The sequence below is a fragment of the Microcoleus sp. A006_D1 genome, from assembly GCF_036702805.1.
In the GTDB taxonomy this organism is placed as follows: domain Bacteria; phylum Cyanobacteriota; class Cyanobacteriia; order Cyanobacteriales; family Microcoleaceae; genus Microcoleus.
In genome coordinates this window covers 24,738-39,258 of the sequence record NZ_JAUBVZ010000004.1, presented here as the reverse complement: position 1 = coordinate 39,258, position 14,521 = coordinate 24,738, and the positions used below count along the sequence as shown (strand labels likewise).

The following is a 14,521-nucleotide window of genomic DNA, read 5'->3' as shown; positions in this document are numbered from 1 at the left end:
TCCCGATTTGCTATTAAACTTAGTGAAGCCTGTTAGCACTTGCGTTTGTAACTATTTGTGTCTGAAACCCAGAAGCCCTCTCGTTCCCTAGCGGGGATTGCCGGCATTGTCGCAGTCGCCACTCTGATTAGCAAAGTCTTTGGATTGGTGCGCCAAATTGTGATCGCCGCAGCCTTTGGAGTCGGTGTCGCCGTCGATGCCTACAACTACGCCTACGTCATCCCCGGTTTCTTATTTATTTTGCTCGGAGGCATTAACGGCCCGTTTCACAGCTCCATAGTCAGCGTTTTATCCCGCCGCGACAAAAAAGAAGCAGCACCCTTAGTCGAGACTATCACCACCTTAGTCGGTGGCATATTGCTGTTGGTAACAGTCGCTTTAATTATTTTTGCAGATCCGGCGATCGATTTGGTAGCACCGGGATTAAATAGAACAGCAGAAGGTTTAGAAATCAAAGCAATTGCCGTGCAGCAATTTCGGATTATGGCACCGATGGCCTTACTTTCAGGCTTAATCGGCATTGGTTTCGGCACTCTCAACGCCGCCGATATGTACTGGTTGCCTTCGATTAGTCCTTTATTTTCCAGCGTTGCACTTGTCGGCGGTTTGGGAATTCTCGCCCTGCAACTCGGAGACAAAATAACTCAGCCAGAATACGCACTAATCGGCGGCTTAGTGTTAGCTTGGGGAACTTTAGCGGGAGCAGTTTTGCAGTGGTTGGTGCAACTGGTGGCGCAGTGGCGGGCGGGCTTGGGAAAATTGCGTTTGCGGTTTAATTTTAAACGCCCCGGAGTACAAGAAGTAGTTAAGGTGATGGTTCCTGCTACCTTGTCATCGGGAATGCTGCAAATTAATGTCTATACTGACCTATTTTTCGCATCGTACATCCCTCAAGCTGCATCTGCTATGGGCTACAGCGGCTTGTTGGTAATGACTCCTTTAGGGATTGTTTCTAATGTGATTTTAGTACCATTTTTGCCAATTTTTTCTCGCCTTGCCGAACCCAAAGACTGGCCGGAATTAAAAGATAAAATTCGTCAAGCTTTAATTTTGACCGGGATTACGATGCTACCGCTAAGTGCTTTAATGGTAACACTTGCCGGGCCGATCGTCCGCATTGTTTACGAACGCTATGCTTTTAATCAGTCAGCCTCGCAATTTGTCACGCCGCTCTTGATGGCTTACGGTATTGGAATGTTTGTGTATTTAGGCCGCGACGTTTTGGTACGGGTATTTTACGCTTTGGGAGATGGAGAAACGCCTTTTCGCATCAGTATTGTCAATATCTTTTTGAACGGACTGCTGGATTATTTGTTAGTAGGAGCTTTCGGCGCGCCCGGTTTAGTTCTGGCGACGGTGGGAGTGAATCTTGTTTCGATGGTTATGCTTTTGTACTTATTAGATAAAAAGCTGGGTGGCTTGCCTTGGGGGGAATGGAGTTTGCCTTTTCTGGGGTTAGCTTGTGGAAGTTCTCTAACTGCTTTCGTGTCCTTGGCTACTTTGCAAGGCTGTCAAAGAGTTTTGGGTACTGAAGGTTTGGTAATTCAATTAGTGCAGTTGAGTCTGGCAAGTTTCGCAGGGTTGGGAGTTTTTGCCCTGTTTGTCAGTCAGATGAAGTTGCCGGAAGTTGATATGTTTGTCGATCGCATTCGCGGGCGTTTTGGAAAATAAATCGTCCAAGCTTGAACCGGAATTTGATGTGATAAGTCTCGATAGACAGACAAGACTTAGGGATTTGCGAGGTTGATTTGCTAGTAACCTAACGCCTCGTGAATGTTGCCGTAGTCATTAATGGCATACTCTATTTGCACCATCAAGCGCGGTTTCTGGGTTGGCTGCGTTCCCCTGTGAAAGCAAAGGGGATCTTCTACAAAGCCAAAACCAGCTTTTCCGCAGACATTCACTACATTTCGATCGCCGTAAAATTCAACAATCTTTTCGTCGTTGATGTCTGCACAGCGCGTACCTATAAGTTGGTGCAGCAACTTTTTGCCTTTGTGAGTTCCGCGAATGTAAGCGTGCGGCCCGCTGGACATATCGACATCGGTAAGGTAGAAAAAAAACTTAATGAACCGATAGTCGTCTAAATCGTAGTGAAATACTTGTGCGGCCTCGCGTTGCTGGACGTGGTTTTCTGCTGGAACTGGGAAACTCCACGATATTTCGCTTCCCATGTGTACTGGTTGGGCACCTAGAAATTTAGCTGCAATAGCCAGTATTCCCGGGTCTTTTTCGAGTTTTTTCATGGTTGAAGACAGTTGTCCGTTGCTCATATAGCTGCAAACACGGGCATTTTCAGGTAAGTCCGCACCGACTTGTTCTGTCCCTTTGTAACGGAAGGGACGCTTGGCCTCTCTGTTAATGTAGCCAACGGTAGAATTCGCAAAGTTCAAAAGTTCTTGAACAGCATAGGACGGTAGCTGAAGACCTTGATAGCAACTGTCAGTTTCGATCGTTGCTGCGATCGCATCTACATCCAATTTTCCCAAAACTGAAGCGTTTTCTTGACTGATTTCGCGAGATTGAGTTGGACGCTTCAACAACATCGTTGCCCAGTCGCGTACAATCTCGAAACGAGCGCACTTTCGCATCAAAAACAGTCGGGGGTCTTCAATCAGACATTGATAGTTTCTGAGGAAATAATTGGCAAGCTTGTACCAGATATTTTCCGATTTTTGAATCACGGTTGTGTTCATAATTTGCGGTATTTTTGTACAAAATCTGTTCTTGTAGCTTGCACCTTTGATGTTTAATTTGTCTTTGTTGGCAAAAAATATTGAGCAAACAAAGACTTTGTATGCAGTAATATTATCTCATACTTACTTAGGTTTGTAAAGAAATATTTCATCTTTTAATGATTGTTGCTCTTGATAGCTCTGTCAATTTAAATTCGGCTGAACCGACTACATTGACTGATTGTTGTTTGCTGCGATCGATCGCTAATGCAAGCTGCAAGCGATGTGTTGCTTTGATTTTAATAATGTCACTACTTACGCCCGCAAATCCTTTCAAATCCTATAGGCTTATAACTCTTTATATTCGGCCGCAAACACAAATAAAGCGGGCAATGCCCGCCTTATTTGTGTTTCCCAACCCGCGCTTTACTTTACATCTTCCGCTGAAATTCCTCAAGCACATCCATCAAATGAACTTGAGACTGCATCGGAATCAAATCTGCTAGCGGCACTTCCCGCTTACCGCCGCCCAACTTAACTGAAATTCCTTGCAAAACTCCTGCAACTCTGTCATCATCTAAATTTCCATCTTCCAACATCGGGTAAAGTTGTTCGGCAACAACGGTATGCAGGTGGGCATCACGGAGATACAAATGCCACTTGGCAATGTCAATGTAGACATTTTCGCCGATTTGGGCGGCTAAGGATTCGATCGCCAGCGTAGTATTAGCCATATAAAAAAAGCAGAAAGTTATTTGTTATCAATCAAAAGAGTTAACAAATCGCCGACAATCACCTTCAGCCAGAATCTTTGGTGAGGGGCGAATAATCGGCGATCGCAAAAATGAAAATCGCGTGGGCCAAAACTACTAGAGCCCATACACCCGTTACTGTAACCGCCCAAGGCCAATCAGCCTTTTGCAAATTGTCAACAAACCACAAACCAGAATTAGTAGCAGAAAAAAGACCGACGTGGATCGCAAAATTCATGCGGTCATCTAAGCGGCGGTACTCTGGATCGTTGCGATCGGGTTTGCGGGGCCAACGAGGAGGCATAGTTTCTCACTTTATGTTAGGTAGTTCTCTGCCTATTTTAATCTTAAGCGCAGCTTTTTGAATTCTGCATCCCTCTCTAGACAGGAAATTTATTCCTCTAAATTTTGATAGTCCCCTGACTTGCCGCCGCTTTTGCTTACCAGACGAATCGATTCAATGGCGATCGACTTTTCCAAAGCCTTCGCCATATCGTACAGAGTCAGCGCCGCCACCGAAACCGCCGTCAGCGCCTCCATTTCCACCCCAGTTTCCGCCTTAATCTTCACCGTCGCCCGAATTTGATACCCCGGCAACTCAGAATCCGGTATCACCTGCACCTCCACGCTGCTGATGGGCAGAGGGTGACACAGAGGAATCAAATTAGCCGTCTGCTTCGCCGCCATAATTCCAGCCAGCCTTGCAGTGCCCAACACATCCCCTTTCGGCGCATTCCCCGCTTCAATCGCAGCAAACGTCTCCGGTAGCATCCGCACCCGCGCCGCAGCCACAGCTTGCCGTACAGTTGCCACTTTCGCCGAAACGTCTACCATTTGGGCTTCCCCGGTGTTGTCGAGGTGAGTTAGCTGCGCGCGATCGGGCAATTTAGAAAAAGTTTGCGAAAGGTCTTGCATTATTTTGAAAATGGTGTTACTGTTAGTTTCTGTGAGAAAAGAAGTTAATCAATTTTAGATTAAATCTGGACTTGACAGGGGCTTGTAGCTTAGTTGGATAGAGTGCATGGCTACGAACCATGAGGTCGGGGGTTCGAATCCCTCCAAGCCCATTAAAATAAAATATAATTTTTGATCCCTGAGTTTTGAATTAAGAAATTAATTTAATTCAGGGATCAAAGATTATACAGGTTCGTAGTGAGAACTTCAGTCCTCTTTTGTAGTTTCAGTTACTAAGGACTTTAGTCCTTAAGTAGGTAAGTAAGCACAAAAAAACAATAATATCTTGTAGGGGCGGGTTTAGCACACGATATACGATATAAGCGAGTTGATCGTTACAAAACCCGCCCTCCCCATGTAATGTTTATTTGTACCCAGGTACTTACTACTCCCCATGTAATGTTTATTTGTACCCAGGTACTTACTACAAGCAGCTTATCGTCACTTATTCAAAGCATAAACATCTTTGCCTCGCCCGATCGCAAATTTCATCGAATAAGACAAATCCTTGCTAGAGCGAGTAACAAAAATCAGCAAAGCCAAGCCAGCGAGTCCAGCCGCCAAACCAAACATATTTCTGTAGCCGACAAGTTCCGCAACAAAACCTAAAGTCGGGCCAGCAATCGCAATACCCAAATCAAATCCACCAATACAAAGCGAAAACAATCTGCCCCTTTCTTGAGGTTCGCACCTGTCCGACATCAGCGTCACCATCATCGGTAAAACAGTACCGCCGCCCGTACCTTCAAACAAAGCAGCGATTAAAAAAGCACCGCTGCTGTTAGCAAAATACAACAATAACATCGACAAGGCGTAACAAATTAGACCGCCAGAAATAAACAAGCCGCGGCCGTATTTGTCCGAAGCCCGTCCCGTCAACAACCGCAAACTGAAACTAGCCACAGCCGCCGTAGAATAAAATAATCCCGGATTCAAATTAACCTTAGTTTCTTGGAGAAACAAAGGCATAAAAGTGCTCAAAGTTCCGAATACCAAACCAACCAGCAATAACACCAAAGCCGGAATCCGCACCCGGGGATTCCACAGCATTTGCCAGTATTTTTGGTTGTTTTTCGCCTCAGATAGCGAATCAGATTTTGTTAACTCGGCAAAATTCGGTTCCGCAATTTTGCTGGTAAAAAACACAGCCATTGCAGCCAAAGCCGCCGACATCGCAAACAAAGCAGGATAACCAAACCCAGCTTGCATAAATCCGCCCATAGCCGGGCCAAATGCCAAACCGATAGGGGCCACCAAACTCATATAACCGATTAATTCGCCCCGCTTGGAGGGTGGCGACAAATCTGTCACCAAAGCGCTGTAAGCTGTGGTAAAAGCAGCGATGCTAATGCCGTGAAAAGCGCGGAGAAATAACAGTAAGGGGACAGATTGAGCGAACAGGTAGCCTATAGGGGCGATCGCAGCAACTGACACTCCTAGCAGCAAAACTTGTTTTCGCCCCGTGCGATCGGCTATTTTACCCAACTGCGGCCTCGATAGCAAAAGCCCGATCGCAAATGCACCCATCACAAAGCCAATTTGCTGCTTTGTACCGCCCACAGATTGAACGTACAGAGGCAAAGTTGGCAGCAGCGAAGCCAAACTCGACCAGAATAGCAGGCCTGCGGTAAATAAAGTCACCAAGCTGCGTTTGGGTTGGGGTTCGATGTCGCTAAAAATATTCAAGATGCAAATTCCCTTTAAATTTTCTGATTACCAATCACCAATCACCAATTACCAATTACCAATTCACTAACTTGAGAATTGCCATATCTGTCAACTGTCAACTGTCAACTGCCAACTGTCAACTGCCAACTGCCAACTGCCAACTGTCAGTCTCACCAATCAACCTCGGCCCTTTCCTCCACCACCCGGTGATAAACCCACTCAGTTTCCATCGCCAACTTCTGCCAACTAAATCGGCGTTCCAAATCCTCATAAGCATTGTCAACCAACCACCGCCCGTAACCCGGATTTTTCAGCACCTCCAAAATTCCCCAAGCCAAAGAATCCCGATTGTTTGCCTCAGTAACAACGCCAGTTTTAGTATGCTGCACCACCTCCGGCAAGCCGCCCGCATTCGACACCACCACAGGTACTCTTGCAGCAAAGCTTTCTAACGCCACAATCCCAAAAGGTTCATAAAGACTGGGGAAAACCGCGCAATCAGCTACAGTCTGGAATTTATCGAGATGTTCCTCAAACATGAAGCCCGTAAAATAACACTTATGCCAAATTCCTAAATTCCAAGCCAAAAGTTTGAGATGATCTGTATTGCCGCCACCAACAATTACTATTTTGGCTTTCCCCCCCATTTCCCAAATAACTTTAGGTGCAGCATTCAGAAATACAGCAATGCCTTTTTCATAGCTAATTCTGCCTACATAATAAACTATTTTTTCGTCGTCTGCTGCAAACTGGCGGCGGAAACCCATCGCATCAAATTCGTTCCTGCGGGGCTTTTTTTCCGACCTGATTCCGTTGTAAATTACCTCTATTTTGTTCCAGGGAGTCGATAGTACCCGTTCGGCTTCCCGCCGCATATAATCGCTGCAAACAATTACCCGCCAAGCGTTGTAAGCGAGGTCGTTTTCCTTGGCGTTAATGTAGCGCTGCCCGTCATTGTGGATGCCGTTGAAGCGCCCGTATTCGGTGGCGTGGATGGTGGCAATTAGCGGCACTTTAAAGGTATGCTTGAGGGCGATCGCCGCATCTCCTACTAACCAATCGTGAGCGTGGATGATATCAAAGGGGCCTTCTTCCAGTATCAGTTTGCCGCCTTGGTGGCCCATGCTTTGATTGAGGTTCGCCACCCAGTGAAAAAAGTCCCTTGCGTGCGCCACTACTACCCGATGCACGTGTATTCCTTCCACCACTTCGTACATCGGCGCGTGGCCGAACTCTACTGTAATTAAATGAATCGAGTGGCCCAGCTTCACTAATTCTGGATACAGTTCCGATACGTGGCGGGCGATACCGCCTACTATTCTGGGAGGAAACTCCCACGCCAATACCAAAATTTTCATTTTTCTCCCCTCCTAATAATTTATATATCTTAATGTTTAGTGTTGACTACTTTATTGTATAATAACCAGCCTAAAATGTAGATTGATCGCAAATTTATTCCCGAGGGCTGACTTTTGGCAGCAACCAGGACGGAAAATTATGCAGAAACCGGGTTTTTGCAGGAATTGCTCGATCGCCCGAAACTAAAATATTTGGGCTACACCGTCAGTTTCGGGCGATCGCGCACCGCTACCCTTGCTTCAAAATCGGCTCCAATTCACGCCGAAAACTAGCCCAAGCAGCCACCGATGCAGAGTCTGACACAGCACCCTTACGCATCAAAATCGCGCCGTCTTCAAAGCCAACAATGCCATACTCGCCCGATTTCGATAGTCGATCGATCGTCGGGACGATTTCCTGCAACTGTCCCCGTTCCCGGCTAAACGCAGCCTGATACTGCTGCAACTGCCACATATCGGCAATTACATATTCCATCTTCACTGCTTTTTTCGCATCATTCCGCAGTTCCAACATCGGAAACCTCAGAATTTCCCGGCGGCTTGACAAAATCGGCACAATAGTATTCGTTGCAGCCACGCTAGCATCAGCAGGAATTTCAGCCAACAGCGGCCGCACTTGAGACACATGCTGCCACTGTCTGATCAAAGGAACCTGCACCCAAGGATCGATCGCATCCGGTAAAATAAACGAAAAAGTCCGATTTGGGTTAGATGTGAAGGTAAAAAATAGCGACAAGCAGATGCAAAACCCCCAAAAGCGGCGAAACTTTGAAGACGAAGGGAAAGGCAACACGGCATTCGGAAAACGCAAGATTGTTTGTTCTCCCCTCCTAATTTTATCCTCTTCCTTTTGGCGCCCGGCCCACCACAGGATCGCTCCATAAAACAGCCCAGGAACCACAGTCATCGCATAGCGAATATTAATCGCCAACACCGACTCTCCTTTCGCTGAAAATAGCTTCAGCAGCGGAAATCCCGCAATCATCCAAGACGCAGGCGCTACCGCAGGAACCAAAGCTAATGGCAACCACTGACCCAGTAGGTATTTAATCTTACCAAAAAACGGCGTAAATAGTTCACCTACCAAACGCCCAGGATTGCTAACCATTCCCCAAAGAATTTCCAGAGTCGAAGCTTCATCCCCATCGGCATATTGGCCGAAGCGTTCCATCATAAACCGCTGGGAGATATCAGCAGAAAACAAAGGCATAATCAGATTAGTCAGGACGATCATGTAACCAAAACTGAGAATGCAGACAGCCAAGCCAGTTAAAGGATAGCGCCGGCTCAAAATTAGATAAACTCCCACGCCAAATAAAACAACTCCCCCATCTTCTCGCACAGCCAAAATTAAAGTTGCCAGAATCCCAAACAGCGGCCACCAGCGCTTCTCCATCGCCAGCAGCAAGGTAAAAACATAAAGCGGAATTTGACAAACATCGTGAAAATTGCCCAAAGTCGGGCCGATGACCGCGTTAGCTGCGTAATAGCTCACCACAATTGTCGCTGACAACCGTGGTTCCAGATAGTGTCTGGCGAGAGCATAGAGCACTCCTCCCGCCGCCGTAATCAAAGTTACCTGTAACACAGTCAGAGTGACAGGCGAGGGAAACAGCGAGTAAATTGGCAGCCACAGCATGAGCGCCGGGGTGAAGTGCTGCCCCAGCCGGTGATAAGATACTTCCGGGAGTTCGTGGTGATGAACGACATTGGTGGACAAAGCCGAAGAGAGGGAACTCTCAAACAAGTGACCACGAGTGCCGTTCCAAAAAAGTTGATTGAAAATGCCTTGGTCGTATGTAGCGTAAAAGCTGTAGTAGCGGTGCAGCGTCAGCAATAGGCATAGCACAAAAAAGGTGATCGCCACTTGAACCACCACCTGTAGCGACTCATTTTTCTTCCATCTCAAAAATGTCATTGGCCCGCCGTAACGAAATTATCGGACAATAGCATAAATCTAAAGGAAGTATTAAATTAAAGTAGAAGTGAAATAACTCGGCTCGGCAATGGTCAATTATTTTCACCCGATCGAAAAGCTCAACAGCGTCCATCCGACATCCGGCACCGGCGACACCGACTGTTCTCCCGAACAGGCGGCATCTTCCGCACCGCTTTTACAGCTTTTGCTGTTCGTAGACAAGCGTCCCTCTTCCAGGGAACAGACCAGACACATCCGCAAGTACCTAAAGGATTTGAAGGCAGAGTGCGACTTTGAGCTTCAAGTCATCGATGTAGGAGAACAACCGGATTTAGCCGAACACTTTAAACTTGTAGCCACTCCCTCGCTGCTCAAAATTCATCCCGAGCCCAGGCAAACTCTCGTCGGCAGCAATTTGATCGCCCAACTCGAACACTGGTGGCCTCGCTGGCAGCGTTCTGTAGAAGAATACGCAGCTCAGCAGCAGTCGGTTTCGGCTCTGGCTGCCAAGAATGCCGACCCAAAACCCATCTATTCGGTTGCTTGCGCTACTGAGCTCGTGCAGCTTGCGGATGAAGTTTTTCGGCTCAAACAGGAAAAAGAGCACCTGCAAGAGCAGTTGCAGTTGAAAGACCGGATTATTGCGATGCTAGCTCACGACTTGCGCAATCCCTTGACGGCCGCATCTTTGGCTTTGGAGACTTTGGAGTCAAATCAGAAGGTGAAAGAAGGCCAAAAGTCGCGTTTGACACCGACTCTGGCGGCTCATTTGATGAAACAAGCCCGCCGCCAAATCCGAATTGTCGATCGCATGATTACAGATATTCTGGAAGCAGCCCGGGGTACAAACGCTCAACTCCACATTGAACCAAAAAAAATCGAAGTGGGGGCGATTTGTCAAGAGGTAATTTTGCAATTTCAAGACAAGTTTCAGGCGAAAAGTCTGGACTTAGAAACAGACATTCCCGCAGATTTGCCTTTGGTTTATGCCGATCCCGATCGCATCAAACAAGTCATAGTCAACCTGCTTGACAACGCCAGCAAGTACACGCCAGAGCAAGGAACTGTTAATCTTTCAATTCTTCACCGCACCGCTTACAAAGTTCAAGTCAGCATTTGCAACAGCGGCCCGGGAATTCCTGAAGAAGATTGCACGAGCATTTTTGAAGACAGCTTTCGCTTGCAGCGAGATAAATCAACAGACGGTTACGGCATTGGACTGTCTCTGTGTCAAGGCATCATCCGCGCCCACTACGGTCAAATTTGGGTAGACTCTGTACCCGATCGCGGCAGTTGTTTTCACTTTACTCTGCCCGTCCAAAAATAGTTGTCAGTTGACAGTCAGTTGGCAGTTGATGGTTAGCAGTTGACAGTTGACAGTTGGCAGTTGATGGTTGGCAGTTGACAGTTGATGGTTGTCAGTAGCAAGCGAATTTGATCTGAAAGTTCAACTTGAGCGCAGTGCAGCAATAATCTGTTCGTTTGCCTTGGGAAAAGTAAATTGGTCAATTTCGTCGAGTGTCACCCAGCGAATTTCATCGCATTCGATCGTTTGCGGTTCCCCGCTGACGTGGCGGCAGTGGTGGACGTAGAGCCTGACTGTAAATTTAGTGTAGTCGTGGTCAATTGTAATCAGGCGATCGCCCACTTCGACGACAATCCCCAACTCTTCCATAATTTCCCGTTGTATGCAAGCTTCGACGGTTTCCCCAGGCTCTATTTTACCCCCCGGAAACTCCCAGAAACCGCCGTGCAGTCCGTGTTGTCGGCGCTTGTCAATCAAAATTTGTTGTCGATCGTTCCAGATCGCAGCAACGCCGATAACTTTGTGGGCCACAGGAGAAAGAGACATATTATATTAATAGGGAATTAGTCGTCGGTCATTGGTCATTAGTCATATTATATCCGGTCGATTACCACAACAAAATGGTTCGTAGTGCGGACTTCAGTCCGCAAAATGGAGCGGACTGAAGTCCGCACTACAAACCCGATCGAGTTCGGTCTTTCGATCGCCCACGATATTTAAGAAATATATCAATAATTATTCAATTATTTAATCTAAAATCTAAAATATAAAATATAAAATATTAAGCCCCCATCTTCCGAAGGGGGCTTGACACTTGTACAATTTAAATGTTAAGGATCTACTAATCTTCTGAGCCGTGTCTCTCACTAGCTTGTATAGACTTTTCAAAAGTCATTCGCTGTTCGGCATTTTTGAGAAAATAGCCGCTAATCATAGCCGAGGCGAGCAATCTACCCAAATGTTCGCGACTGGTAGTCACTGTCACCCCGAAGTGTTCCGAAGGCAAATTCCCCAAAAGTCCGACAATATTTCGCTCCATTACTTGAAACACTTCGTGAGAAGTCGGCTTAGACAACTGAGAAACAGTGTCGGGAGCCATTGACTGCACGTATTGCCATAATAAGTTGGCATTTTCTCCGTCTTCTTCAAAGAATTCTGGGGATTTATTAGATGAGTTGCTCACGAGTACCTCCGTTTCAGAGACAGCTTGTTATGTTAGACGCGGTTAAATTAAATAACCTTTATCCGATCGCTGCTGATGTTTATTACTAAGTAATTACTAATGTAGCAGGACAGTCCTAGCAACCGAGTGGGCACAACCGTATTAAAGGCGGCGGTTTTTACTATTTTAGATTGGGGAATGGCGATCGAGTTCTGGTTGCCGATCGCACAATCCCCAATCTACCTAGCAGGCTAGATAATCGTTGATATCTTGCTTGCGCTTGCGGAGTTTGGTCAAAGCTTCCCGTTCTATTTGCCGCACCCGTTCCCGACTGATGTTGAGACGATCGCCTATTTTTGCCAAAGTTAAGGTTTGCCCGTCTTCTAAACCGAACCGCAAGGCCAGCACATCTCGCTGTTGCTGAGTCAGTTCCGCCATCAGTTGGTCTAAGTCAGTCCGCAGAGAAGATTGCAAGGCAAAATCTTCTGGGGTAGTACCCGTATCTTCCAATAAATCGCCCAACTCAGTATCTTGATTGTCTCCCACGCGCAAGTCCAGGGAAAGCGGGAGGCGCGCGCGATCGAGATATTCGCGAATTTGCTTGGGAGTCAAATCTAACTCTGACGCCAATTCAGCAGCAGTAGCCGCGCGGCCTAGCTGTTGAGCAAGTTGGCGCTGAGCCTTTTTAATTTTGTTGAGTTTTTCGGTGATGTGGATCGGTAAGCGGATGGTGCGGCCTTTTTCGGCGATCGCCCGCGTAATTGCCTGACGAATCCACCAATAAGCATAAGTTGAAAATCTGTAGCCCTTAGTCGGGTCAAATTTTTCTACTCCCCGCTGCATCCCGATCGTGCCTTCCTGAATTAGGTCGAGTAAATCTACATTGCGCTTGATATATTTTTTGGCAACAGACACTACCAGGCGCAGGTTAGCTTCCACCATTTGGCGCTTTGCCCTTTCGCCGTGGTTGATTGTCCGCTGCAACTCAAGCTCAGTCAGCCCGACTGTCTGTGCCCATTCAGCCACCGTCGGGTCGCGGCCTAACTCTTCTAGCAGAGTCTTTTTCTCTTGATTCAGTGCGGTTGAGCGCTGTACCTGTTTTCCATAGAGTATTTCTTGCTCATGGGTCAACAAGGGGACGCGGCCGATTTCCCGCAAGTAAGCGCGAACAGAATCTGTATCTGAGGACTTAAGAGTTTTCATGAGCTTTTCCCGCTGAGGATGTGTGTCTCTAAAGGTTTGGTATGTCGCAAACCCTTAGCTTTAGCTGGGAAGGAAAGCGGGCGGGGACTTGCGCTTTCCTCTGACTTAAAAGGCTTCGTTTTATGGTAGCTAGCTGCTACTCCCAGTCAGCACCGTCTTAGGTTAGGTTTTGGTTGGGCGTGCACAATGCTACGTTATGTTAAGAATTTTAACATTTCTGAGAGCAGTTGACTACACTTCTTCACATTTATTTCATGCAAGTCTGCACTGCACTGATTTGAGGGTAGCGACAAACTAGCTTCTGGCGTTGCATCATGGTAAACAAAATCGGGCAAATCTCAGAGGGGGAGATGGGGTGAGGGGCATTTGGCAGTGGGCAGTGGGCAGTGGGCAGTGGGCAGTTGACAGTTGACTGATATCATGTCCGGTCGATTACCATAACAAAAACCGTTCGTAGTGTGGAATGCGAGTCCGCAAAACAAGAGCGGACTCGCATTCCACACTACGAACCAATCCGATCTATGACTAATGACTAATGACTTCTTTGCCGTTGAGCTTCGTACAAAATTAGGGCTCCGGCGATCGACACATTTAAAGATTCTACACCGCGGCCCAGGGGGATTTGGATTTGTCGATCGGCTAAACTTCTCAATTCTGGCGACAACCCAGATCCTTCGTTGCCCAAAACGATCAGAGTCGGCACTCGCAAATCTACTTCCCAATAAGTTAAACTTGCGTCGGCGACGGTTGCTAAAATTTGCATCCCCCGATTTTTATACCCGGAGACGGCGGCGGTTAAATCTGGAGTGACTGCCATTGGCAGCTTAAACCAAGCTCCTGCCGAGGCGCGCAGCACCTTTGGATGGTCTAAATCGGCGCTATCTGCGCTCAGCAGCAAACCGTCGGCATTAGCAGCCGCAGCCGTGCGGACGATCGCCCCCAAGTTGCCGGGATCTTGGATTGTTTCTAAGGCTATTCCTAAAGTTGATAGTTCTGCGGGCGCGGTGGCGGTGCGCGGTGCGGTGGCGATAATGCCGTCGGGTTGAACTGTGGTGGCGATCGACTCTAACACTTTTGCACTGACTAATTCTGTGCGATCGGCTAAACTACAAATTTGCTCCCACAGTCGATCGTGCTGATCCAGCCATTCGGGAGTGCAACAAACCGTTGCTAGGCAATGTTTCGCCGCGCAAGCCTCCTCCAGCAAATGCGTCCCTTCGAGTAAAAATAATTGTTGATCCCTGCGTCCCTTCGAGCTGTGCAGCCTGCGGACTTCTTTAACTAGGGGATTTTGAATACTTGTAATCATTGTTTAATTCAGCAGAGGGAATGGGGTTAATTGCCTGTATCGGGTTAACCCCAAACTTTTTCCTGCCTTGGGAATGCGGAACCCGGGACTTGAACCCGGAAGGCTTGCACCACATGAACCTGAATCATGCGCGTCTACCAATTCCGCCAGTTCCGCATCGGTCACGAATCACCACTATCCCCTATCTCCGCGAATCTGTCAAGTGTTTTTTGCAAT

At 47.3% G+C, this 14,521-nt stretch carries 14 protein-coding genes and 2 tRNA genes; 4 read left to right on the top strand and 12 right to left on the bottom strand.

Annotation, left to right across the window (positions count from 1 at the left end; all coding sequences use genetic code 11):
- Positions 1–57: 57 nt before the first annotated feature.
- Positions 58–1,671 (top strand): murein biosynthesis integral membrane protein MurJ, encoded by a 1,614-nt coding sequence (gene murJ / locus QUB68_RS08445; RefSeq protein WP_332991246.1) that lies wholly within the window; start codon positions 58–60, stop codon positions 1,669–1,671.
- An 80-nt stretch (positions 1,672–1,751) separates the two neighbouring features.
- On the opposite strand, the gene QUB68_RS08440 is transcribed toward murJ, so the two are convergent.
- The 4 genes from QUB68_RS08440 to moaC form a co-directional block, all read right to left on the bottom strand.
- Complete coding sequence (locus QUB68_RS08440; RefSeq protein WP_332991245.1) at positions 1,752–2,696, bottom strand: phytanoyl-CoA dioxygenase family protein; 945 nt, start codon at positions 2,694–2,696, stop codon at positions 1,752–1,754.
- A 410-nt stretch (positions 2,697–3,106) separates the two neighbouring features.
- Positions 3,107–3,409: a DUF3181 family protein gene (locus tag QUB68_RS08435; protein WP_332991242.1), complete on the bottom strand. Its 303-nt coding sequence runs from the start codon at positions 3,407–3,409 to the stop codon at positions 3,107–3,109.
- Between the two features lie 64 nt (positions 3,410–3,473).
- Complete coding sequence (locus QUB68_RS08430; protein ID WP_332991239.1) at positions 3,474–3,731, bottom strand: 2TM domain-containing protein; 258 nt, start codon at positions 3,729–3,731, stop codon at positions 3,474–3,476.
- 89 nt (positions 3,732–3,820) lie between these two features.
- Positions 3,821–4,342: a cyclic pyranopterin monophosphate synthase MoaC gene (moaC, locus tag QUB68_RS08425; RefSeq protein WP_332991237.1), complete on the bottom strand. Its 522-nt coding sequence runs from the start codon at positions 4,340–4,342 to the stop codon at positions 3,821–3,823.
- Between the two features lie 78 nt (positions 4,343–4,420).
- On the opposite strand from moaC, the gene QUB68_RS08420 reads away from it, so the two are divergent.
- A tRNA-Arg gene (locus QUB68_RS08420) sits at positions 4,421–4,494 on the top strand.
- Positions 4,495–4,822: 328 nt separating this feature from the next.
- On the opposite strand, the gene QUB68_RS08415 is transcribed toward QUB68_RS08420, so the two are convergent.
- Positions 4,823–6,067 carry an MFS transporter gene (locus QUB68_RS08415; RefSeq protein WP_332991235.1) on the bottom strand — a complete coding sequence of 415 codons (1,245 nt, stop codon included), beginning with the start codon at positions 6,065–6,067 and terminating at the stop codon, positions 4,823–4,825.
- Between the two features lie 152 nt (positions 6,068–6,219).
- Positions 6,220–7,407: a glycosyltransferase family 4 protein gene (locus QUB68_RS08410; RefSeq protein ID WP_332991233.1), complete on the bottom strand. Its 1,188-nt coding sequence runs from the start codon at positions 7,405–7,407 to the stop codon at positions 6,220–6,222.
- 114 nt (positions 7,408–7,521) lie between these two features.
- On the opposite strand from QUB68_RS08410, the gene QUB68_RS08405 reads away from it, so the two are divergent.
- Positions 7,522–7,680, top strand: coding sequence for a hypothetical protein (locus QUB68_RS08405; RefSeq protein WP_332991231.1), 159 nt, complete (start codon positions 7,522–7,524; stop codon positions 7,678–7,680).
- On the opposite strand, the gene QUB68_RS08400 is transcribed toward QUB68_RS08405, so the two are convergent.
- Positions 7,637–9,325 (bottom strand): DUF2079 domain-containing protein, encoded by a 1,689-nt coding sequence (locus QUB68_RS08400; RefSeq protein ID WP_332991229.1) that lies wholly within the window; start codon positions 9,323–9,325, stop codon positions 7,637–7,639. The two genes, QUB68_RS08405 and QUB68_RS08400, sit on opposite strands and share 44 nt — an antisense overlap.
- 88 nt (positions 9,326–9,413) lie before the next feature.
- Between QUB68_RS08400 and QUB68_RS08395 the strand changes: the two genes are divergently transcribed.
- Positions 9,414–10,652, top strand: a complete 1,239-nt coding sequence (locus QUB68_RS08395) for a histidine kinase (RefSeq protein ID WP_332991226.1) — start codon at positions 9,414–9,416, stop codon at positions 10,650–10,652.
- A gap of 120 nt (positions 10,653–10,772) precedes the next feature.
- On the opposite strand, the gene mutT is transcribed toward QUB68_RS08395, so the two are convergent.
- The 5 genes from mutT to QUB68_RS08370 form a co-directional block, all read right to left on the bottom strand.
- Positions 10,773–11,177 carry an 8-oxo-dGTP diphosphatase MutT gene (gene mutT / locus QUB68_RS08390; RefSeq protein WP_332991225.1) on the bottom strand — a complete coding sequence of 135 codons (405 nt, stop codon included), beginning with the start codon at positions 11,175–11,177 and terminating at the stop codon, positions 10,773–10,775.
- Between the two features lie 295 nt (positions 11,178–11,472).
- Positions 11,473–11,814, bottom strand: a complete 342-nt coding sequence (locus QUB68_RS08385) for a DUF760 domain-containing protein (protein WP_194009546.1) — start codon at positions 11,812–11,814, stop codon at positions 11,473–11,475.
- A 222-nt stretch (positions 11,815–12,036) separates the two neighbouring features.
- Positions 12,037–12,996 (bottom strand): RNA polymerase sigma factor, RpoD/SigA family, encoded by a 960-nt coding sequence (locus QUB68_RS08380; RefSeq protein WP_332991223.1) that lies wholly within the window; start codon positions 12,994–12,996, stop codon positions 12,037–12,039.
- A gap of 532 nt (positions 12,997–13,528) precedes the next feature.
- The gene (locus tag QUB68_RS08375) at positions 13,529–14,305 is read right to left on the bottom strand and encodes a TrmH family RNA methyltransferase (protein ID WP_332991221.1); all 777 of its coding nucleotides are present in this window, start codon (positions 14,303–14,305) and stop codon (positions 13,529–13,531) included.
- Positions 14,306–14,379: 74 nt separating this feature from the next.
- A tRNA-Leu gene (locus QUB68_RS08370) sits at positions 14,380–14,461 on the bottom strand.
- Positions 14,462–14,521 lie beyond the last annotated feature (60 nt).

Bases quoted from the DNA above. Each gene is read 5' to 3' on its own strand.
- QUB68_RS08440 (WP_332991245.1), bottom strand. From the start codon at position 2,696: ATGAACACAACCGTGATTCAAAAATCGGAAAATATCTGGTACAAGCTT.
- QUB68_RS08375 (WP_332991221.1), bottom strand. From the start codon at position 14,305: ATGATTACAAGTATTCAAAATCCCCTAGTTAAAGAAGTCCGCAGGCTG.
- QUB68_RS08410 (WP_332991233.1), bottom strand. From the start codon at position 7,407: ATGAAAATTTTGGTATTGGCGTGGGAGTTTCCTCCCAGAATAGTAGGC.
- QUB68_RS08395 (WP_332991226.1), top strand. From the start codon at position 9,414: ATGGTCAATTATTTTCACCCGATCGAAAAGCTCAACAGCGTCCATCCG.
- mutT (WP_332991225.1), bottom strand. From the start codon at position 11,177: ATGTCTCTTTCTCCTGTGGCCCACAAAGTTATCGGCGTTGCTGCGATC.
- QUB68_RS08380 (WP_332991223.1), bottom strand. From the start codon at position 12,996: ATGAAAACTCTTAAGTCCTCAGATACAGATTCTGTTCGCGCTTACTTG.
- QUB68_RS08430 (WP_332991239.1), bottom strand. From the start codon at position 3,731: ATGCCTCCTCGTTGGCCCCGCAAACCCGATCGCAACGATCCAGAGTAC.
- moaC (WP_332991237.1), bottom strand. From the start codon at position 4,342: ATGCAAGACCTTTCGCAAACTTTTTCTAAATTGCCCGATCGCGCGCAG.
- QUB68_RS08435 (WP_332991242.1), bottom strand. From the start codon at position 3,409: ATGGCTAATACTACGCTGGCGATCGAATCCTTAGCCGCCCAAATCGGC.
- QUB68_RS08400 (WP_332991229.1), bottom strand. From the start codon at position 9,325: ATGACATTTTTGAGATGGAAGAAAAATGAGTCGCTACAGGTGGTGGTT.